This is a genomic window from Zobellia laminariae (assembly GCF_030553095.1).
In the GTDB taxonomy this organism is placed as follows: domain Bacteria; phylum Bacteroidota; class Bacteroidia; order Flavobacteriales; family Flavobacteriaceae; genus Zobellia; species Zobellia laminariae.
On the sequence record NZ_CP130738.1, the window covers coordinates 3,402,612 to 3,423,241 of the forward strand.

General features: G+C 36.2%; 22 protein-coding genes and 3 pseudogenes. 12 read left to right on the forward strand and 13 right to left on the reverse strand.

The annotated features are described in order from the left end of the window. Positions 1-8: 8 nt before the first annotated feature. Complete coding sequence (galK, locus tag Q5W13_RS16285) at positions 9-1,136, forward strand: galactokinase (protein ID WP_304443733.1); 1,128 nt, start codon at positions 9-11, stop codon at positions 1,134-1,136. 49 nt (positions 1,137-1,185) lie between these two features. On the opposite strand, the gene Q5W13_RS16290 is transcribed toward galK, so the two are convergent. After that, the gene (locus tag Q5W13_RS16290; RefSeq protein WP_155595713.1) at positions 1,186-1,890 is read right to left on the reverse strand and encodes a LytR/AlgR family response regulator transcription factor; all 705 of its coding nucleotides are present in this window, start codon (positions 1,888-1,890) and stop codon (positions 1,186-1,188) included. 257 nt (positions 1,891-2,147) lie between these two features. Here Q5W13_RS16290 and Q5W13_RS16295 point away from each other — a divergent pair, with 257 nt between their 5' ends. Further along, on the forward strand, positions 2,148-2,993 hold the full coding sequence (locus Q5W13_RS16295) for a universal stress protein (protein WP_304443734.1): 846 nt from the start codon (positions 2,148-2,150) through the stop codon (positions 2,991-2,993). A 3-nt stretch (positions 2,994-2,996) separates the two neighbouring features. Here the strand turns inward: Q5W13_RS16295 and Q5W13_RS16300 are convergent, their stop codons facing one another. Beyond that, positions 2,997-3,695 (reverse strand): LytR/AlgR family response regulator transcription factor, encoded by a 699-nt coding sequence (locus tag Q5W13_RS16300; protein ID WP_304443735.1) that lies wholly within the window; start codon positions 3,693-3,695, stop codon positions 2,997-2,999. A gap of 255 nt (positions 3,696-3,950) precedes the next feature. On the opposite strand from Q5W13_RS16300, the pseudogene trxB reads away from it, so the two are divergent. Then, a pseudogene (gene trxB, locus Q5W13_RS16305) lies at positions 3,951-4,915 on the forward strand (thioredoxin-disulfide reductase). Positions 4,916-4,980: 65 nt separating this feature from the next. Here trxB and Q5W13_RS16310 read toward each other — a convergent pair. Beyond that, on the reverse strand, positions 4,981-5,427 hold the full coding sequence (locus Q5W13_RS16310; RefSeq protein ID WP_304443736.1) for a hypothetical protein: 447 nt from the start codon (positions 5,425-5,427) through the stop codon (positions 4,981-4,983). 74 nt (positions 5,428-5,501) lie between these two features. Then, a complete protein-coding gene (locus Q5W13_RS16315) occupies positions 5,502-5,948 on the reverse strand; it encodes a hypothetical protein (protein WP_155595718.1) in 447 nt (148 codons plus the stop codon). A gap of 264 nt (positions 5,949-6,212) precedes the next feature. Between Q5W13_RS16315 and Q5W13_RS16320 the strand changes: the two genes are divergently transcribed. From Q5W13_RS16320 to Q5W13_RS16335, 4 genes are all read left to right on the forward strand, one after another. Further along, positions 6,213-8,642: a SusC/RagA family TonB-linked outer membrane protein gene (locus Q5W13_RS16320; RefSeq protein ID WP_304443737.1), complete on the forward strand. Its 2,430-nt coding sequence runs from the start codon at positions 6,213-6,215 to the stop codon at positions 8,640-8,642. A 227-nt stretch (positions 8,643-8,869) separates the two neighbouring features. Next, the gene (locus Q5W13_RS16325; RefSeq protein WP_304443738.1) at positions 8,870-9,307 is read left to right on the forward strand and encodes a hypothetical protein; all 438 of its coding nucleotides are present in this window, start codon (positions 8,870-8,872) and stop codon (positions 9,305-9,307) included. A 4-nt stretch (positions 9,308-9,311) separates the two neighbouring features. Next, a complete protein-coding gene (locus Q5W13_RS16330; RefSeq protein ID WP_304443739.1) occupies positions 9,312-9,602 on the forward strand; it encodes a hypothetical protein in 291 nt (96 codons plus the stop codon). Continuing rightward, positions 9,584-10,819, forward strand: coding sequence for a SusD/RagB family nutrient-binding outer membrane lipoprotein (locus Q5W13_RS16335; RefSeq protein ID WP_304446531.1), 1,236 nt, complete (start codon positions 9,584-9,586; stop codon positions 10,817-10,819). Before Q5W13_RS16330 ends, Q5W13_RS16335 begins: the two co-directional genes overlap by 19 nt. A gap of 17 nt (positions 10,820-10,836) precedes the next feature. On the opposite strand, the gene Q5W13_RS16340 is transcribed toward Q5W13_RS16335, so the two are convergent. The 9 genes from Q5W13_RS16340 to Q5W13_RS16370 form a co-directional block, all read right to left on the reverse strand. Continuing rightward, positions 10,837-11,880, reverse strand: coding sequence for an aminotransferase class I/II-fold pyridoxal phosphate-dependent enzyme (locus Q5W13_RS16340; RefSeq protein WP_304443740.1), 1,044 nt, complete (start codon positions 11,878-11,880; stop codon positions 10,837-10,839). Then, positions 11,880-12,890, reverse strand: coding sequence for a dipeptide epimerase (locus Q5W13_RS16345; RefSeq protein ID WP_304443741.1), 1,011 nt, complete (start codon positions 12,888-12,890; stop codon positions 11,880-11,882). Before Q5W13_RS16345 ends, Q5W13_RS16340 begins: the two co-directional genes overlap by 1 nt. Before the next feature lie 162 nt (positions 12,891-13,052). Then, a complete protein-coding gene (locus tag Q5W13_RS16350) occupies positions 13,053-13,784 on the reverse strand; it encodes a head GIN domain-containing protein (protein ID WP_155595723.1) in 732 nt (243 codons plus the stop codon). 118 nt (positions 13,785-13,902) lie between these two features. After that, complete coding sequence (locus Q5W13_RS25190; protein ID WP_368662280.1) at positions 13,903-14,931, reverse strand: hypothetical protein; 1,029 nt, start codon at positions 14,929-14,931, stop codon at positions 13,903-13,905. Then, positions 14,919-15,518, reverse strand: a complete 600-nt coding sequence (locus tag Q5W13_RS25195; protein ID WP_368662281.1) for a PspC domain-containing protein — start codon at positions 15,516-15,518, stop codon at positions 14,919-14,921. Before Q5W13_RS25195 ends, Q5W13_RS25190 begins: the two co-directional genes overlap by 13 nt. Before the next feature lie 17 nt (positions 15,519-15,535). Continuing rightward, complete coding sequence (locus tag Q5W13_RS25200; RefSeq protein ID WP_368662282.1) at positions 15,536-15,721, reverse strand: hypothetical protein; 186 nt, start codon at positions 15,719-15,721, stop codon at positions 15,536-15,538. Between the two features lie 95 nt (positions 15,722-15,816). Next, positions 15,817-16,146, reverse strand: coding sequence for a PadR family transcriptional regulator (locus Q5W13_RS16360; RefSeq protein ID WP_155596681.1), 330 nt, complete (start codon positions 16,144-16,146; stop codon positions 15,817-15,819). 214 nt (positions 16,147-16,360) lie between these two features. Continuing rightward, entirely contained in the window at positions 16,361-16,813 is a 453-nt protein-coding gene (locus Q5W13_RS16365) for a nuclear transport factor 2 family protein (protein WP_304443742.1), read from the reverse strand. Then, the gene (locus Q5W13_RS16370) at positions 16,813-17,292 is read right to left on the reverse strand and encodes a DUF4870 domain-containing protein (protein ID WP_304443743.1); all 480 of its coding nucleotides are present in this window, start codon (positions 17,290-17,292) and stop codon (positions 16,813-16,815) included. Before Q5W13_RS16370 ends, Q5W13_RS16365 begins: the two co-directional genes overlap by 1 nt. Positions 17,293-17,425: 133 nt before the next feature. Between Q5W13_RS16370 and Q5W13_RS16375 the strand changes: the two genes are divergently transcribed. From Q5W13_RS16375 to nudK, 5 genes and pseudogenes are all read left to right on the forward strand, one after another. Then, on the forward strand, positions 17,426-17,881 hold the full coding sequence (locus Q5W13_RS16375) for a DUF4442 domain-containing protein (RefSeq protein WP_304443744.1): 456 nt from the start codon (positions 17,426-17,428) through the stop codon (positions 17,879-17,881). A 73-nt stretch (positions 17,882-17,954) separates the two neighbouring features. Then, positions 17,955-18,752: pseudogene (locus tag Q5W13_RS16380) on the forward strand (TIGR00266 family protein). Positions 18,753-18,814: 62 nt separating this feature from the next. Further along, positions 18,815-19,471, forward strand: coding sequence for a DUF2461 domain-containing protein (locus tag Q5W13_RS16385; RefSeq protein ID WP_304443745.1), 657 nt, complete (start codon positions 18,815-18,817; stop codon positions 19,469-19,471). Between the two features lie 86 nt (positions 19,472-19,557). Beyond that, positions 19,558-19,977, forward strand: a complete 420-nt coding sequence (locus tag Q5W13_RS16390) for a response regulator (protein WP_155595731.1) — start codon at positions 19,558-19,560, stop codon at positions 19,975-19,977. 62 nt (positions 19,978-20,039) lie between these two features. Then, a pseudogene (nudK, locus tag Q5W13_RS16395) lies at positions 20,040-20,624 on the forward strand (GDP-mannose pyrophosphatase NudK). Positions 20,625-20,630: the final 6 nt, after the last annotated feature.

A 20,630-nucleotide genomic window follows, 5' to 3' on the forward strand; every position in this document is an offset into this window, starting at 1 on the left:
CCTCTCTTATGCAGTTTTTAGAAAATTTTAAACCAGAATTAGTCATATCATCACCGGGTAGAATAAACCTTATAGGTGAACATACTGATTATAATATGGGTTATGTGCTTCCAACAGCCATAGAAAAGAATATTACATTCAGTTTTAAAAAGAACGGTTCCGAAAACCAATGTCATGTGTACAGTAAAACATACGACACGGGCTTTGAATTAAATCTAGATAAGATTGCGGTAAGTAAAGTAGAGTGGGAGAATTACATTCTAGGCGTGTTGAATGAAATCTCAAAAAGAACTGATAAAGTTAGAGGTTTTGATTGTATCGTAGAAAGTAACTTGCCTACTGGTTCTGGTCTAAGCTCGTCAGCAGCTTTGGAATGTGGTTTGGCTTTTGGTCTTAATGAAATTTTTGATTTGGGTCTTTCTAAAATAGAAATGGTTCAACTTTCGCAGACTGCAGAGCATACGTACGTGGGAACACAATGTGGTATTATGGATCAATTTGCTTCGGTAATGAGCGAAGCGGGAAATGTTATTTTATTAGACTGCCGTTCTTTGGAATACAAGCATATTCCTATAGATTTACATCCGTTTAAAATCATACTTCTTAATACAAAGGTTTCTCATAATCTAGCTTCTAGTGAATATAACACCCGGAAACAAGAATGTGAACAGGGTGTAGCCATTATTCAGAAGAAATACCCTAATGTAAAATCTTTAAGGGATGTTGATGAAACAATGCTTCTTGCATCCAAAGAAGATATGAGCCCTACGGTTTACAACAGATGTTCATTTATCGTAAAAGAAAATGATAGGGTATTGGAAATGGTAGATGCATTAAAACAAAACAATCTTAAAGAGGTTGGTCAGATTCTTTATAAAGCCCATGACGGTATTAGTAAGGAGTATGAAGTAAGTTGTCCTGAATCGGATTTCTTGGTAGACTTCTCTAAGGATAACGCTCAAATATTAGGTGCTAGACAGACTGGTGGTGGTTTTGGCGGATGTACATTGAACATTGTGCACGAAAGCGCTGTTGGAGATTTTGTAAGTGCTGCTACAAAAGCATATAAAGATAAGTTTGATATTACATTGGAAGCATTTGAAGTACGGCCAAGTGGTGGTACATCTATCTTATAATTAAAAAAGGCCAATCTTAAGATTGGCCTTTTTTATATGAGAGTAGAAACTATTGAGCCTCTGAGTTCATTAGTGCGTCTTCTAGTGCAAGTTTTTTATGTCTACTTAATGGAATTGAATGTCCGCAGACTTCAACTTGGGATCCGTTAAATTTATCAACCCTGTCTAAGTTTATGATATATGATTTGTGTACTCTTAGAAATCTATCTTCTGGTAGCTTTTCGGCAAAAGACTTCATAGTAGACAGAATCAAAACATTTTTCTCGTCTGTAACTACTTTTATATAGTCACCAAGACCTTCAATCCATTTTATTTGACCAAGAGGTAATTTAACCTTTTTGAGTTTGCTGTTCACGAAAATATAATCATCTTCATTTTCTTCAATCTCAATATTGTTTTGTAGTGCTTTTTTAATAGCCGTATTAAAACGGTTTTGACGTATAGGTTTAAGAAGATAATCGGTTACATCATAGTCAAAAGCCTGCATGGCATATTCTTCTTTTGCAGAAATTAGAATAATCTGCGGTCGGCTTTTTAAAGAGTCTAGAAATTGAAAACCATTGATCAAAGGCATTTCTATATCTAGAAAAACGAGGTCTACATCGCTTTCCTCCATATGTTTTTGCGCTTCAATTGCATTTTTATAATCAGCAACAAAACGAAGATTAATATGGTTTTTGATAAGTTTGGCGACTGCAGTACGTTGCGTCTTAGAGTCGTCTATAACTACACACGTTAATTTTACAGAATTCATAGTAAGAGGATTGTTTAAAAAGTATGTAACTTCTTAAAGAGGTTAAATAATTATTAACTAATCACCTTCTTTTTACAGTTGTGGGGCCAGATAAAAAATAGGTTAGCTAATGCAAATATATAATATTTTACTGGCTTTTCAGCACTTTTAAAATTGAGTCTGACTCTTAAATTTCACTGATATGAACAGTAAAACTGATAGTTGTCATGTTTTTTTATTTTTGAAAGCCATAGTTTTATAAAACTAAATCAAAAGTCATGCTAAAAGTCCTTTTACCGACCGATTTTTCTGAAAATTCTAGAAATGCCATAGATTATGCCCTGCATTTTTATAAAGAGGTAGAGTGTACTTTCTATCTTTTGCATACCTACACCCCAACAGCAATGAGGATTGATTATATTTTGGGTTCACCCGGACAGATAGGTCTAGGCGATAATTGGCTGACTGAAACAGAAACCGAAATAAATGAGTTTCGTGAGGAGTTAGAACTTACAAACCATAATCCCAAACATCAGTTTATAACACACATTGCATTAGAATCTTTAGTGGATGAGGTTTTACAAGTAATTATAAAAGAAAGTGTAGATATTATAGTTATGGGAACGCAAGGAGCTACTGGAGCTAAATCTGTGTTCTTGGGTACTAAAACAATGAATGTTTTGAGAATAGCGGCATGTCCCGTACTTGTAGTTCCAAAGGGATGTTTTTATAAAGCGCCCAAAGAAGTGGCTTTAGTAACTAGTTACAAAAGAAATTTTTCGGCAGAGGTTTTGGCACCCTTAAAAAGTGTTCTTTCCCGTTTTGAATCATCTATACATATTATGCACATAAATGAGGAAGAACGGTTAGATTTCACGCAAGAGTCTAACAGAAATACGTTAGACGCTTATTTAAATGAATTTGACCCCACATATCATTGGATGCCTAATTTTACTAATAAGACAAAGAGCATTCAAGTATTTTTAAAAGAATTGGATATTGATTTCTTGACTATGGTTAAATATGACCATGATCTTATAGAAGGTATAATGAGGGAACCGGTAATTAAAAAAGTGAGTTTTAGTGTAGAAATACCATTTTTAGTGATTCCGGTGGAGAACTAGAATTTAAGCAGTACCTATGGCACTCATAAAGTTATCTCTTCGGCTTCGGCTTAGAGTAATTTTCTTGCCTTCAACTTCAACCATGGTATTATTAAATTTCTCAATTCTTTTTAAGTTGATGATGTACGATTTGTGAATACGGATAAATTGGGAATCAGGTAATTTTTTTTCAAAGTCCTTCATGGAAGACAGAACAATGTGGTTAGACTTTTTGGTGACTAATTTTACATAGTCTCCTAAAGCTTCTATCCATTTAATATCCATATAATTTATTTTCACTTTTCTAGAATTACTTTTTACAAAAAAGTGTTCTTCACCTTTATGGTTCGTGGTGGGTTGTGCATTGTGAAGTGCTTTTTTTACCGCTTTGTGAAATCTTAGAGGTAACAGGGGTTTTAGTAAATAATCTGTAATAGTATAATCAAAAGCTCTAAAGGCATGAGTAGGGGTACTGCTTACCAATATAATTTGCGGACTTTCTTTAAAAGTTTCAATTAAGTCAAACCCGTTAATAAAGGGCAGTTCTACGGTAAGAAAGATTAGGTCTACATTTTCATTGGCTTTATTTTTCTTGGCCTCTATTCCATTTCTATAAGTGTTTTTAAGGCTTAGATTCGGGTGCTGATTTATTATTTTGGTTAGTTCCTTGCTGTGAAGAATAGAGTTTTCTATAATTACACATGTCAGTTTTAAATCATCCATAATACTTTAATATTTTTCAACAAGTATTTACGGGATGCGTTTACCAAAGGTTTGGTTTTTCAACATTTTTTTTAGGTAAAAGTTGGATACTTGTCTTTCTCTTCTTGGGAAACCGCCTATTTATAGCATGTTAGAAGGTTTGTAAGAATCACAAGGTAAAACGACCAATAGGAAAAACTTTTAATAACTTTTAGAAGAGGCTTTTTACAAAAAGTCTATTTTTGTTCATTAACTATTTAAAATGAGTATTTGATTATGTCTGAGAAAATAGAAAGGCTTAAAACGTTGATTATAGGATCGGGACCTGCAGGGTATACCGCAGCAATATATGCAGCTCGAGCAGATTTAAAACCGGTTGTGTATACAGGGATGGAGCCCGGAGGGCAATTGACCACTACAACTGAGGTCGATAATTTCCAGGCTATCCAGAAGGTATTGATGGTCCAACCATGATGGTGCAATTACAGCAGCAAGCAGAGCGTTTTGGAACTGAGGTACGTATTGGAATGGCAACAGCTGTTGAGTTGAGTGATACCGTTGGTGGTATTCACAAGGTAACCATAGATGATAACAAGACTATAGAAGCGGAAACTATTATAATTTCCACTGGTGCTTCGGCAAAATATTTGAACATCCCTAGTGAACAGCGTTTACGTGGTGGAGGTGTATCTGCATGTGCTGTTTGTGACGGATTTTTCTATAGAGGTCAAGATGTAGCTATTGTTGGTGCAGGAGATACTGCAGCAGAAGAGGCTTCTTATTTGGCAAATATCTGTAACAAGGTAACCATGTTAGTTCGTAAAGATCACATGCGTGCTTCTAAAGCTATGCAACACCGTGTTGAAAGCTTAAAGAATGTAGAGATTAGATACAATACAGAAGTAGATGAGGTTCTAGGAGAACAAGTTGTTGAAGGTCTACGTATGGTCAATAATGAAACTGGAGTAAAAGAAGATATTGCTATTACAGGTCTTTTTATAGCTATTGGTCATAAGCCAAGTACAGATATCTTTAAAGGACAGTTAGATATGGACGAAACGGGATATATCATAACTAAAGGGAAATCTACAAAAACTAACAAGTAAGGTGTTTTTGCCAGTGGAGATGCTCAAGATAAAGAATATCGTCAAGCAGTTACAGCTGCCGGTACAGGTTGTATGGCTGCATTAGATGCTGAGCGTTATTTAGCGACTGTGGAAACTCCTCAGGAAACGGTTTAAAAGAACCAATATATAGAACAAAAAAAAGCTGCATTATGCAGCTTTTTTTATTTGTTAGAAAATTATTAATCCAAGCGTTTATAGTTTTCGGAATTAATTCTATTTCCTTCCTCATCGGTAAAAATCTGACTGAAACTATTTTTATCCAATTCCAGTTCCATATCCCATTTCATATCTGAGTTGGTGATTTTTCGCATAGAGGCAGACATGTATTCTAGTTTTTCGGTAAGTGTGCTGTCTGTAGTTTCATAAGAACCGTAGCCAAACCATTCAACAGAATCGTTGGGTACATAACGGGTCCACATTACTTTACCGTTATAATACATTTTAATTTGGCGGTATCCATCTGCTGCCAGTAGTGTGTCGGTAGGAACGCCATCAGCATAATTATAATGGCTCACTAATTCCCACGTACCTTCAATAGTAGGGTGGTACGGTGTTTCAGGAGCTTCATATTTGGTGGCGGAAATAAGTAAAAATAAAATACAGATTAAAGTGATTATTTTTTTCATGGCCAAGTGTTTTAAGGTTGACGTATACTAATATATAAGACCAGCCTGTATAAACAGGCCGTAAGGAGCCGTAGTTAATCTATGCGGTGGTAATTTTCCGAAGCAATCCGTCCACCATCTTCATCCAATGAAATTTGGGTGAACGTATTATTGTCTAATTGTAGTTCCATACTCCATTGCATATCTTCATTAGCGATTTTACGCATGGAAGCAGACATATATTCTAATTTTTCAACTAAAGTATTTTCTGTAGCGGCATAGGAGCCATAACCAAACCATTCTACTTCTTTATTAGGTGTATAGCGCGTCCACATAACCTTTCCGTTATAGAACATTTTAATCTGGCTATACCCCTTTACAGGCGTTAAAGTGTCCGTAACGTTTTCGCCATCATAATTATAACGGCTAGTCAGTTCCCATGTTCCTTCAATTGAAGGGTGTAGTTCGTTTTCAACAGATGTAGGTCCTGTTGCAGAGATGAGTAAAAGCATTAATAAAGCTAATCCTAATAGTTTTTTCATAATAGTGTTGTTTAAGTGGATAAGCGGTTTTGTACCAATAAGTTACAACAAAATTTATGAATATCGTATTTTTTGTAACAAAATTGTATGATATTATCAGTGTAGGTAAAATCCTCAATATTGGGTATTTGAAATTCAAATCGAATAAAATCGACATATTAATAATAAGGAGAATGTATTTTGCCGATGTGTGATTTCTGCACTCAAGACCAAGGTATTTAGTCAATTATTTGCTAATTTTAGTAATTAACTAACTCCAAACACATGAAGAATATTACACTCGTAATGTTTGCTCTTTTGTGCTCGTACACATCATTTGGGCAAACAATTTCAGGAAATGTAACCGACACAAAAAATGTTCCGCTTCCCGGCGTTTCTATTGTAGTCGCAAGAACAAACAAAGGTGCTACCACAGACTTTGATGGTAATTATACCATATCAGCTGCTGAGGGTGATGCACTCAACTTTTCATACATAGGAATGAAAAGTAAGACCGTCACAATTGGTGCTAATCAAACCATTAATGTTGTTTTAGAAGAAGATGCACAACAGTTAAACGAGGTTGTGGTAACTGCATTAGGTATAAAGAAAGAAAAGCGTTCCGTTGGGTATGCTATTCAAGAAATTGGTTCAGAAGAACTTAACCGCGATAATAACGGAGACGTGTTAAGTGGCATACAAGGTAAAGTGGCCGGTGTGAATATTAATTCCAGTAGTGGTGCAGCCGGAGCAGGTTCTAGTATTATAATAAGAGGTATAACCTCTTTGAACCCATCGGCAAACAACCAACCGCTATTTGTTGTAGATGGTATACCTATTAGTAACGAGGCTTCAACAGGTAATCTTTTACCTAGTACAGGTTCTAATGCTCCTTCTTCCTCAGAGCAATTTTCTTTTACCAATAGAGGAGCGGATTTAAACCCAAACGATATTGAAAGTGTTTCAATTCTTAAAGGTCCTGCTGCAACCGCATTATATGGTGTAAGAGCTGCAAACGGTGTTGTAGTTATTACCACAAAAAAAGGAAAGAATGGAGAAACAAAATTTAACCTTAGAACTAGCATAGGTTGGCAAGAAGTAAATAAAACTCCTGATGTTCAAACCAAATGGAGAGAAGGTAGAGGAGGTGAAATTATTTCAACTTCTAATAATAATGCTCCAGACGGTTATGACTTTGCAGACGGGAATAGTTTTGGTTTCTGGACATTAGGCCCAGAATACGGTCCAAATGATAAGAACTATGATAATTTCAAGAACTTTTTCAATAGAGCATTTACAACGAACAATTCTTTGAACGTAAGTGGTGGTGGAGAAAACTATACTTATTTTGGTTCTGTCTCTCGTTCCGATGATGAAGGTTTAGTGCCGAACACGTATTTTGATAGAACTTCTTTAAAGCTATCAGGTTCAATTAACATTACTGATAAATTTACAGTAGAACCTTCTCTATCCTATATAGTTTCTGATGGTAGATTACCAAATGGTGGAGATAAGTCGGTTATGAGTTCGCTATCGTATTGGTCGCCAACTATAGATATAAACGATTATGTTTTGCCAAATGGAGATGAAAAAAACTATACAGCGGGAGTAGTGGATAACCCACGTTATTTTGCCGAAGTAAGTTATTTGGATAGTAAAGTAAATAGAATTTTAGCTAACACTAAATTCAATTATAAGTTTAATGATTGGGCTCAGGTACAATACCAATTGGGTGTAGATAATTACCATGATTCAAGACTAAGATTTGTGCCGCCAGATATTGATCCTGGTTCTGCAACCAATGGTTTTATTGTAGATGAAGGTTTAAATTACAATGAATTAACATCTAATTTATTTGTAACACTTTCAAAAGACTTTAGTGAAGATTTATCTGGTTCCTTACTAGTAGGTAACCAAATATCTAACACTAAAAGCAGAAGATTGACCACAAGAGCTGAAGGTCTTGACCCAGATAATATGACAGCGTTTGGTCAAGCCAATAACTTTTTTGAAGATATAGGTGGAGCAGAACGTAAAGTTGTTGGTCTTTTTGGAGACTTTAGATTAGAGTATAAGAATACTTTGTTCTTGAACGTAACTGGTAGAAACGATTGGTCATCTACTTTACCAAAAGAAAATAGAAGTTTCTTCTACCCGTCTTTTAACTTAAGTTATGTTCTTTCACAGACACTTCAAGATGCAGGTAGCTTACCAGATTTCTTAACTTTTGCTAAGTTTAGAGCATCGTATGCTGAGGTTGGTAAGGATGCATCTGCCTATGTAGGTATTTATTATGACCAACCATCTAATTTCCCGTTCGGAACTGTAGACGGTCTTTCTAGAGATAGCTCTGGTGGATCAAGTACTTTAAAACCGGAAAGAACTGCTTCGGTAGAATTTGGTGGGGAATTCAAGTTTTTCAACAATCGTTTTGGAATTGATTTCACGTATTACAAGCAGAATAGTAAAGATCAGATTCTACCCGTTCCGGTTGCACAATCTTCAGGGTATGATACGTTTGTTCTAAATGCTGGGGAAATAGAGAATAGAGGACTTGAGGCATTGGTTAACATTGTACCTATTAAAACAGATAATTTTAAATGGGACGTTACATTAAACTGGTCTAAAGTAGACGCAGAAGTTATTTCGTTACCAAACGGTGTAGATGAGATTATTTTTGCAGATAGTGGTTTTATGGAGTTATCTCTAAACTAGAAGTAGGTGGTGCACCTGGTGACCTTTTTGGTTATGTATGGGAAAAGCACGAAAATGGCAGTAGACTAATTGGCGAAGACGGTTTCCCATCTATTGTTGCTAGTAATCCTTCGGACAGGGTAAAAGTAGGTAGTGCATTACCAGATTGGTTAGGTAGCATAAGTAGTACGCTAAAATATAAAGGGTTAGCATTATCATTTTTAATAGAGAGAAAAGAAGGTGGTGAATTGTATGATTCTGGCCAACGAAATGGTATTAGAAATGGTGTGTTACAAATTACTGAGTTCAGAGATGCTACAACTGTTTTAGACGGTGTTTTAGCAGATGGTACTCCAAATAATATTCCCGTCTTTATAGATGAAAACTATTACAGAAATTCTGCAGTTTACAATCGTGCTTCAGAAATCTTAGTTCAAGATGCATCTTGGTGGCGATTGAGAAACGTTACTTTGTCTTATGATCTTCCTACCAAACTCATAAAGAACACCCCATTTACGACTATGGGTTTCAGTTTTACAGGAACCAACCTATGGTTAGATACGCCATTTAGAGGGTATGACCCAGAAGGTAGCCAGTTTAGTGCAGGTACAAACGCCTACGGTTTTACCGGTCTAAACATACCTAACACAAAGTCGTTCATATTTGGTCTAAACCTTAATTTCTAGAAAGATGAAAGTTTTAAAATATATTTTTTCAATTACGGTAGCGACTAGCCTTTTGGTAAGTTGCGATGATTATTTGGGCGATAATGTCGACCCTAATAAAGAGCTTCCTGAAAATGTTACAGAAGCAGATCTTTTGCCTACGGCAATTTATAATTCCTCTTCCGCACATTATAGTATTGCTTTAAGCATCTGTCAATACTCACAACAATTGGCTTCTTATTTTGAGTATGGTGCAGATACTCAGGAAGAAGTTCAGATAACTGGGGGTGGAGTAATATCTATTTACAAGCCTTAGCAGATTTAGATCAAGTAGTTACTATTGCAGAGAGTAATGAAGCCGGTCATTATATAGGAGTGGCAAAAATTTTACAAGCATTTAATTTGGGCCTTGCTACAGATCAATGGGGAGATGTTCCTTTTTCAACTGCCCTAGAAGGCGAAGCAAATTTTAGACCATCATATGACTCACAAGAGAGTGTTTATGGGCAAATAAATGCTTTATTGAATGAGGGGATTACCTTTTTGGAAGGCGCAGATAGTTCAGGATTCTCCATTGGTGAAGACGATTTAGTCTATGGAGGTGATACTACAAAATGGATTAAAGCAGCTTATTTTCTAAAAGCAAAGTATGCGTTACACCTTTCTGAGGTTGACCAAAATGTAGCTATTGAAGGTGTATTGAGTAGTGTGTCCAATAGTTTTTCAAGTAATGAAGATGATTTTCAATTGGTGTACAACGAAAGAAATTTTAATCCATGGAACTCAGGAGTAGTACTTCCTAATAATACGGGTAACTTTTCTGTATTGTTATCTGATCAATTAGTGAGTCTTATGGATGGTACATCTATTCCATTTGCTTCCATAGACCTTGATCCACGTTTACCTTTGATTACTACAATAGGTGAAGACGACACAGAATATCTTGGAGGTCTAAATGGTGGTGCTGGCAGTTATAAATTAGCAGAAACCGAAGAAGAAGATAATATAAGCGCTAATACCGATTTAGGAGCTGACAATTTTTATTCTTCCCAGAGTGCTCCTATAATCATGGGCAGTTATTCTGAGTTAAAATTTATGGAGGCTGAAGCATTATTTCTTCAAAATGGAGGAGATGCTACATCTGTTGGTACTTCTGCAGATACTTACAATGCATATCTAGAAGGAATAGGAGCAAACATGGATAAGCTTGGCGTTGCTCCAGCAGATAAAGCAGCTTACTTAAGTGATGCTTCAATTGCGGTGGGAGCAGATAATTTAACGATGGCCTTGGTTATGAGAGAGAAGTTTATTGCCACTTTTCTAAACCCGGAATCGTTTGTAGATTTAAGAAGATATGATTTTGATCCTAATGTATTTATAGGATTGGAACTGCCCGTTGGTCATAATGAAGTTTTAAATGGACAATGGGTGAGGAGAGCTCAGTACCCAACTTCTGAACAAACCAGAAACGGAGAACAGGTAGAAGCTGTAACCAAAGGAATTGGTGACCCAGTTTGGTGGGATAGAGACTAAGAACTTATAAAAGTCTTTTAAGGAAGGATATTGATGCAATGTAAAACGTGCTCAATATCCTTTTTTTTATGCGCTGCACTCAATACAATTCTACTCATAAGCGGAGAACTTTTATCAGGATAGGGAAAGCTGGTTACAATAATACGGTTTGCTTCAAGATACTCGGTTAACTGCTCATCAGAAAACGTATAGGCAGGATGCCCTTTCATAAAATGAAATGCTTTTCGTTTTTTAAGATTGCCAAAAAACAAATCCATATTACGCTGCAGTCGTTTTCTTTTCAGTTCATAAATGGCATCTGCTTCTACAAGCGTTGCCATGGCTGCGGGCGTTGCAGGGCTGGCGCCTCCAAAAAATGGGGTTTCAGTTAGAAAATGAATACGTTCTTTTGTGCCAAAAACAGCACCTGCCTGAATACCGAAACCTTTGCCCAATGATCCACATACAATAAGTTCTTTTATTTTCAGCTTTGCTAAAATAGAATAAACGCCTCCACCATTTTCACCAACAATACCCAATCCGTGAGAATCATCTACAACCAAAATAATATCCTCTAGCGGGAGAATTTTCAAAGTTTCAAAATCAGGATAATTGCAGCCGGAGAAATCTATACTATCTAAAAAAATAACAGGCGTAGATTTATTGGATTCTAAATGCTCGCGAACGGCAATGTTTAATGTAGCAAAAGTGGTATACGATTTTATTTTAGATTGATAGAGCGCAGAATGTGTATTGGGTGCATAAAAAAACTGATGTTCTTTGGTGTTGAGTACTTGTGCCAAAAACTGACCAGATAAGTACCCAGATGATAAAGTGACACATGCCTCACTGCCCACGATTTTGGCTAAATACGTTTCAGCTTCATCAAAGACGGACAGGCGAATATTAGATTTTCTTGAAGCTCCATAATTGGTACCGTATTTCTTAATATTACTTATAAATAGTTTCTGAAAATCGCTATCGGTTTGGAGACCTAAATACGAAGTACCTCCAAAATAAAGATGAGAAACTCCGTTTAGAGTAATCTTTCTGCCCGGAAATGTATCAATATAATGGTTCATTATCTTAAACTAACTCCTGTTCCATTCAGTTCTGAAAAAACGAGTTTTCCGTCTGGTAAAATTTTTACCCCATCGGCGATATCACCTTTAAGTAATAACGGGCCGTCCATATCAACATAGTCCAGTTGAGGAACTAATTGGGCTATGGCAGAAATACCTACGGTAGATTCTGTCATACAACCGATCATTACTTTAATTCCCATTTCTTTTGCCTCGGCTATCATGCGTAGGGCAGGAGTAATACCTCCACATTTGGTCAATTTTATATTAATACCGCTGTAATGAAGCGCACATTTTTGAACATCACTTTCTACAATGCAACTCTCATCTGCAATGACAGGCAGTACACTGTGGTGCATAACTTTTTCCATGCCTTCCCAATCATCGGCTCTTAAAGGTTGCTCAAGAAACTCTACGCCTAAGTCTTTTAATAATGGGGCGTTTGCAATGGTTTCACTTGCAGACCATGCGCAGTTGGCATCTATCCTAAAAATAGCATCGGTATGTTCGCGTAAAGCTCTAACAATAGCAACATCATCATCCGTACCTAATTTTATTTTGTAAATAGGCCACGGCATTTCTTTCATTTTCTCCACCATTTTTTCAACGGGAGCAATACCTATAGTGTAATTTGTTATTGGATAGGAGGTGTTTCCTGTTCCCCAAATATCATAAAGTGGCTTTCCTTGCAGTTTACCAAAAAGGTCCCAAGCAGCAAGGTCTAATGCACAGATAGCAAAATTAGACAGCTTTTTACTTGTCAAAAAAGCATGAAAATTTTCAGGATGATCTATGTGAAAGGCTTCTATTTCTTTTCTGATGGTTTCAATTTCTGCCATCATACTTTCTACGGTAATATTGTAGTAAGGGTTAGATGTGGTTTCTCCATAGCCAGTTTTTCCATCTGAAGAAAGACTAACGATTAAAGTGTTTTGAAAATCGTGAGATTCACGAGAAATACTAAAGGTATGTTTTAGGGCTAAAACGTATTTTTTTAAATCTAACTGCATGTTCCAATTGTTTCCACTAATATAAAAAGAGAAAAAGGGTTTGCACTCTTCTCAGAGCTTTTTTTCGGATAGCAGAAAAGATTAACATTTCTACCTACTTAAACCAAAAACAAGCTGCCGAAAATTCGACAGCTTGCATTTAGGATTGTTCGTTTTTTGATTTTAATATTTGTGTACGCCACCTGAAACAGATTTTTTAGTTTTTACACTAGCATTACCGGTATAGGCAACGTTACCACCACTACTGGCATCGGCAACAAGGGTTTCGGAAACTTGAATTTTCATATTTCCACCACTACTGGCATCTGCAGTGCAGGTTTTGGTTAAAAGTGTTTTGGCATTGATATTACCACCGCTACTTACATCTACATCTGCACGATTGGCTTGGCCGGATATATTTAGATTTGCGCCGCTGCTGGCATCTATTTCTAGGACATCTGCAACTACTTCAACAGCTATTTGAGCACCGCTACTACCATCTATTTCAAGATCATCACTTTCAATAGTATTTTCAACATGCAGTTGTGATCCGCTTGATGCACTTAAGTTGGAAACCACAGGAAGTGAAACGTAAACTTTCTTTGTGGCTCTACCAATATTCTGTTTGGCGTGAATACGTAGTTTTCCGTTCTTAATATCTGTAGCAATGAGGTCAATTATGTTTTCATCTGCCTCTACTTTAATATTAAATTCACTGGCTTGAGTAACATACACTGTTAGACCTTCTGATGCAGATACTTTTGTAAACTCATCTGTTATTGTTCTATCGTCCGTTACTACGGTTCCGTTACCTTTTTCACCGGAGCCAAAGTCGCCAATGTTGACGTCAAAACCACAGGAAGATAAAAACAGTGCTACTAGAAATGCAATTGCAATACGAATTAAAGTTGTCATGATTGTTGTTTTAAGATTGATGTAAAATTGAACTATTGGTTGCGTCTTTACCAGATTTTCAGACTCAAACGTCATATTTTGATACTGAATTGATTACACTGGCTAAACTTTAATAAAATCAGGTTTTATAATTGGTGTCATTTGGTTCTGAACGGTTATCATCAATATCTATATCAATGCCATTTTCGTCTATATTTATCCTGTTCTGACCATCAGTATCATCTTCATTAGAATTTATATGAACGCCGTCTTTACCTATTTTCATTTTTATTGATTCACCGTCTTCTTGAATGTCAATATCAATTCCGTTTTCATCTATTCTAATTTTATTCCTCCCGTTGTTATCGTCATCATTATCATCCTCTTCAATAATCTCAGGACAATCTTGGCATTTTAATTCGCCATCAGCACCCATTTTCCATACTTCGTCTTTAACTTCGCAGCCATCTAGGTCCCTATCATTTTTGGCATGGAACCTCCAACAGTTAAAGCCACTATCTTTACTATATTTTAAAACAGCACCTGCAGGAATAAATAGGTTAACTCTTACCTCTTGGTTCATGATTTTATTCTCACGAGAGGTGGTCAAGAAATCTTCCAGCAATAATGTGTTGCCTTCAATCGTGTACTCGTAGTTAATTTTATCGGCCAATTCTTCGGCTTTCTCAAAAGACGAACCATCAGATTCTTTAACGATTTCTATTTTGGCAATCGAGTCTCGTGAGCGCTCAATATAAAAGCTAACATCATCTAGAACCATAACCTCTTCACCGGCTTCATTACGGGTAATGGTAAGTCCGTCTAACTCAACTTTTCTTTTATTTCTAAATATGGTATCATATGCAACTACTCTAATTTCTAGGGTGTCCTTAACATCTCTAAAATAGAGGTCTTCAGTAACTTGAGCAGTATCTGAATATGCACGCGCTGCAGCTTGTTTTATTCCAAAGACAATCAGCATTATAATTGATAATAACCAAAGGCCCAATAACGAGAACTTTGCAATGTTACCAATAGACTTTAAGTTGTTCACCAAGATTTTCAAACCTAAATATAGAAGGAAGAAAAATGGTATACCTATAGCAAAGAAACCCAGTATTGATACCAACCAAATGGGCATGTTACTTGCATCTACTAGATTATACATTTTAAGATAATAGATATCTGAACCATATCTGAAATACCTACGGTTATCATGCCTATAAAAAGACCAATAATAGTAGAAGCACCAATAATGATTAAGAGCACGCCAATGAACTTTCCAAAGACTTTAAAGAAGAACATGATAATATCTCCTAGGGTATCAAAAAAAGACTTACCTCCGCTTTTTACTTTATTACCTACATCTTCATAATCAACGCTTTTAATTTTTTGGGCAACATCATCAAAGCCTTCCTTGACCTTACGTTCTATATTGCTGATGTTGATGTCCTCCCCCCGCATATCTAATTTTTGCGAAGTAGTAACAGCCTCGGGAATCAATAACCACAGTAAGCCATAAATCAAAATAAAACCACCCGAAGAACCAATGGTTAAAAGCACCCATATTAAGCGTACCCAAAGTGGGTCTATATTAAAGTAATGCGCTAAACCAGAAGAAACACCCGCTACATATTTCTGCTCCGTATCTCGGTACAGTTTTTTAGATTTTCTTGGTTCAGAATTTGTTCTACCTGTATTAGGCTCATCCTCAAAAATATCTTCATCCACCATATAATCCTCTGGCTGCCCCATGATAGCTATAACTTCGTCTACCTGTTTTTGGGTAATAACCTTGCGCGCTCGTTATCAAGCTTTTCATGAAACAGTTCTGCTATACGTGCCTCAATATCCGCCAGTATTTCATCACTGCCCGGAGTGTTGGCAAAAGAGCGCTTCACGGACTCCAGATAGCGCTGCATTTTGTTATATGCATCTTCATCCATATGGAAGAGCATATTTGCTAGATTAATGTTTATAGTTTTGTTCATTTTAGTCGTTTTTTCTCTGTAAACGCATAGTAGCTATGAAGTTACAAAGTAGTTTTTTAGGTTTATTTGTTGTTGGTTACCAAATTAGTTGCTGTTCTTAGCTCATCCCAAGTACTGTCCAGTTCTTTTAGAAAAAGTTTACCGGTTTCCGTTAATGCGTAATATTTTCTTGGGGGACCAGAGGTTGATTCTTCCCAGCGGTAGCTGAGCAGGCCTGCATTCTTTAAGCGAGTTAATAAAGGGTAAATTGTGCCCTCTACTACAAGCATTTTCGCATCTTTTAGCGTTGCGAGAATTTCAGAAGCGTATTTGTCTTTCCCATTTAAGATAGACAGAATACAATACTCCAAAACGCCCTTGCGCATTTGTGCTTTTGTATTTTCTACATTCATAATTTCTTTTTTCTTTTTATGCAGTTCCTTTAAATTGGGGGAACGTGTCTGTTCATAAATGGTATGCTGCATAGTGTGATTGTTCGTTTTTCTTTACTTCAAATCTGTTTAGGTTAACGCCCCGTGATTAGTGAGACCCTTATGCAAATTTTGAGTAAATTGATTGATGAATAAACTCCTTTTTGATTGGGGTGTGATGAGCACCCTTTTTATATTAATGAAGGCTGATGACCCTCGTGATCTTCCAATTAGAATCTGTTTTTTTCCATATTATTATAAATTTTCCCGGTTCTGAAATGGCGTCTGGCTCTTGATTGTTATGAAATTTGTGCAATCCTATTTCTACCGCGCCAAAACCGTTTATGGGATACACTTCAATACTACCTTCAACTAATTCTCTTGTAACTTTGCCACAAATGTTCTTTTTTAAGCTCTCAAGTAAATCTAGTTTTGATGTCATTAAGCCTCCTTTGTCATGATAGAATTCTAAATCTTCAGAATACATTTCTGATTGCTTTTCCATGTCACAAGTGTTGTAAGCCTCAAAGTAATCTGCATCTAACTTGGTAATCGTTTCCTTTAATTGTTCCTCGGCAGCAGATTGTGCTGCCATCTCACAAAAGTTGGAAATAAAAATAAGTGCGATTATGACGGTAGTTGACTTCATTATTTTAAAAACTTTATAGTGATTGGGTAAGAAAATTCTTGTCCCTCGTTAGTTTTTATGACCGCTAGAATAGTGTAAACTATGTTTATAACAAACAAAGCACCATGGGCTAGACCGGCAACACCCAACGGAAATAACCAAGAACTAAACTTAAAAGTTTCACTAAAGTCAATGTTCAGATTATTATAATCGTTCAGGTGGTTTAGACCAAATAAGCTGCTATCTAATAAATCAGGAAAGAAACCAACCAATATTGGTATACTAATGATTCCCAAAACAATAGAGTAGAGTAGAAGGCTGATCTGAAAATTTAAAACCTGTTTTCCAGAATAATCTACAAGTGCAGAATCTTTTTTATTGGCAGTCCATAATACCAACGGAATAATAAAATTCCCGAAAGGAATAAAGAATTTTGAAAAAGAAGAAGCATGCACCATTGCGGCTAAATTTCGTTCGTGTTTTGTTAGTGTACTTTCCATGGCTTAGTAATTTCTTATGCAAATATATGGCTAAAAGAAGGTACTATGCAAAACAAAGTACTAAAAATTAACATGAAATTAACAATTGTAAAAAGGAAAAATTTCAATACATTTAGAGAAAATAAATAAGACGATGGCAGTATCTACGGGCAAGTTCAACACATTTACCTTTTTTAAATTACCATCTGCATGGTGGTGTGGGGTAAGGTTGCGACATATGGATGAAAAGAAGGCAATTGTAACGGTAACCCATAAATGGTTTAATCAAAATCCGTTTAAAAGCATGTTTTGGGCCGTACAAGGAATGGCTGCGGAGTTAAGTACCGGCGCTATGGTTATTGCTCAAATTAAAGGAAGCGGAAAAAAAATATCTATGCTTGTAGCAAATAACAATGCCAACTTTTCTAAAAAGGCTACTGGTAAAATTACATTTACTTGTGAGGATGGTCATATGATTAAGGAGGCTATAGATAAAACTTTGGCTACGGGAGAAGGGCAAGCCTTTTGGATGAAGTCCGTTGGTGTAAACGAAGATGGAGTAGTGGTTTCTACTTTTAATTTTGAGTGGACTGTGCGAGTGAAGAAATAAAATTTTTAGTAAATCCTGTAACATTTCTACCGTAGACACCAACTAACAAGCATCAGCAAAAAACAAAAAAGAAATGAATGCACACGAAATAGATTATCAGATTTACGGTGAAGAAATGCAATATGTAGAAATAGAACTAGACCCGCAAGAAGCTGTAGTGGCGGAAGCAGGAAGTTTTATGATGATGGATTCTGATATTAAAATGGATACCATCTTTGGAGATGGTTCTAATAAGGATAACAGCGTATTGGGAAAGATTTTTTCTGCAGGAAAACGAATATTGACTGGTGAAAGTCTTTTTATGACCGCTTTTTTAAATGTAGGTCAGGGGAAAAAGCAAGTCAGTTTTGCTTCTCCATATCCATAAAAAATACTTCCAATAGATTTATCTGAAAAGCAAGGAAAATTCATCTGTCAAAAAGATGCTTTTCTGTGTGCGGCAAAAGGAGTATCAGTTGGTATAGAGTTTTCCAAAAAGTTGGGTAGAGGTTTATTTGGTGGAGAAGGTTTCATCATGCAAAAGTTAGAAGGAGATGGTATGGCCTTTGTACATGCTGGTGGTACTTTGGCAAAAAAAGAACTCGCTGCCGGAGAGGTATTGAAAGTAGATACAGGCTGTATTGTTGGTTTTTCTCAAACCGTAGATTATGATATAGAATTTGTAGGTGGTATTAAAAACACGGTTTTTGGTGGGGAAGGACTTTTCTTTGCTACCTTAAGAGGGTATGGAACGGTTTACGTTCAATCATTGCCATTTAGTAGACTTGCCGGTAGAGTTTTGGCTTCTATTCCAAGAGGAGGCAAGGATAAAGGCGAAGGAAGTATTTTAGGTTCTTTAGGAGATATTGTTGGTGGTGATAATCGTTTTTAGGAAGAACCTCCAAAAAGAATCGTATAATTTATAATAAGATGCGCATCAGTCGTAATATTTAAATGGATTTCAAAAACCTCATAGAGTTTTTAAAGGAACTCAATTCCAATAATTCCAAAGAGTGGATGGACGCCAATCGTAAATGGTATAAAGAAGTACGCACGGATTTCGTAAAATGGTTAGACCATATGAATGATGTGATGGCTGCTTTAGATGAAGAGTATTATGATACGCCGGGAAAGAAGGGAATTAACCGGATTAATAATAACCTAATGTTTCACCCTAACAAACCGGTTTACAAAGACCATTTTGGAGCGGGATTGGACAAAAGACCTTCAACGGGAGATTTTTATATTGAGATTGGAATTGAAAGATGTATCATGGCAGGTGGTTTTTGGAGGCCGGATTCTCCAACGCTAAAAAGTATACGTGATGCTATTGATTATGACGGAGATGTGTTTCAGAAAATAATTGATAAAAAATCTTTCAAAAAAGTTTTTGGCGATCTTTATGAAGATGCCAAGTTAATAAAAGCGCCAAAAGGGTTCTCAAATTCTCATGAACATATAGAGCTTTTACGCAATAAAACATTTGCTGTGGCACACGAATTTCCTACAAATGAGGTGTTTAGCAATAATTTTGAAGAAAAAATTATCAATGTGTATAAAGAAATGCTTCCATTTAGAAGATATCTCAATAAAGCGGTAACAGTAGCCTGAAAAGGGTATAGTAATAAATCTTTTGCATATATTTATTTTATTAAAATTTGATTTGAAAGTTTTTTCTTACTATATTTTAGGGAATTATGATATTTGAAACAGTTACCCCCTTAACAATTTGGATTATAGATGACGACCTTGTTTCGTTATTTGCAGCGCGCTATGGTATAGAGCAGTTAAAGAAACCTTACAATGTGGTTGATTTTGACAGCGCTGAAGTTGCTTTAAAAATATTATCGGATAGTCTTGAGGGTGACAAAGAATTACCGGACGTTATATTGCTTGATCTGGTTATGCCTAAAATGAATGGTTGGGAGTTTCTAGAAAAGTTGGAAGAAATGCCGGAGCATGTTAGAAGCTCTGATATCTATATTTTGTCTGCATTTTTGAGCACAAAAGAAAGACAACGTGCATCTACCCATCCTGTAGTAAAAGGTTATTTTGATAAACCTATTTCAAAGCGCGCACTTAGCCGTATTTTTGGAGAAAAAGAAGAGGCTAAATAGTAGCATCTGCTTAAATGCTAGTAGCTTTGAATCAATATTAATCCACGAACGACTATTCTACAGTGAAAAACGGCACAATAAAAAACATCAAAAAGGAAGTTTTATCAGATAATTGGTACACCTTAAACAAGTATGTTTACGAGTATCAAAAGGAAGATGGTTCTTGGGAAACTCAACAACGTGAAGCCTATGATCGTGGCAATGGAGCAGCAATTCTATTGTACAATCAGAAAAAGGGAACGGTGGTGCTAACAAAACAATTCCGCATGCCTACCTATGTAAATGGCAATCCTAGTGGAATGATGATAGAGGTCTGTGCCGGTCTTTTAGATGGCGATAATCCTGAAGATTGCATCAGAAAAGAAGTAGAAGAAGAAACAGGCTACAAGATAGAAAACGTCAAAAAAGTATTTGAATCATATATGTCATAAGGTTCGGTAACAGAAATACTCCATTTTTTTGTGGGTGCCTATGAGGAAAAAATGAAAATTGGCGACGGTGGTGGTGCAGAAGATGAAACCGAGAACATAGAGGTTCTTGAATATCCGTTTGATGTAGCTATGGCTATGATTTCTTCTGGAGAAATCAAAGACGCTAAAACCATTCTGTTATTACAATACGCGGCTGTTCATAAGCTGCTGGCCTAATCAACT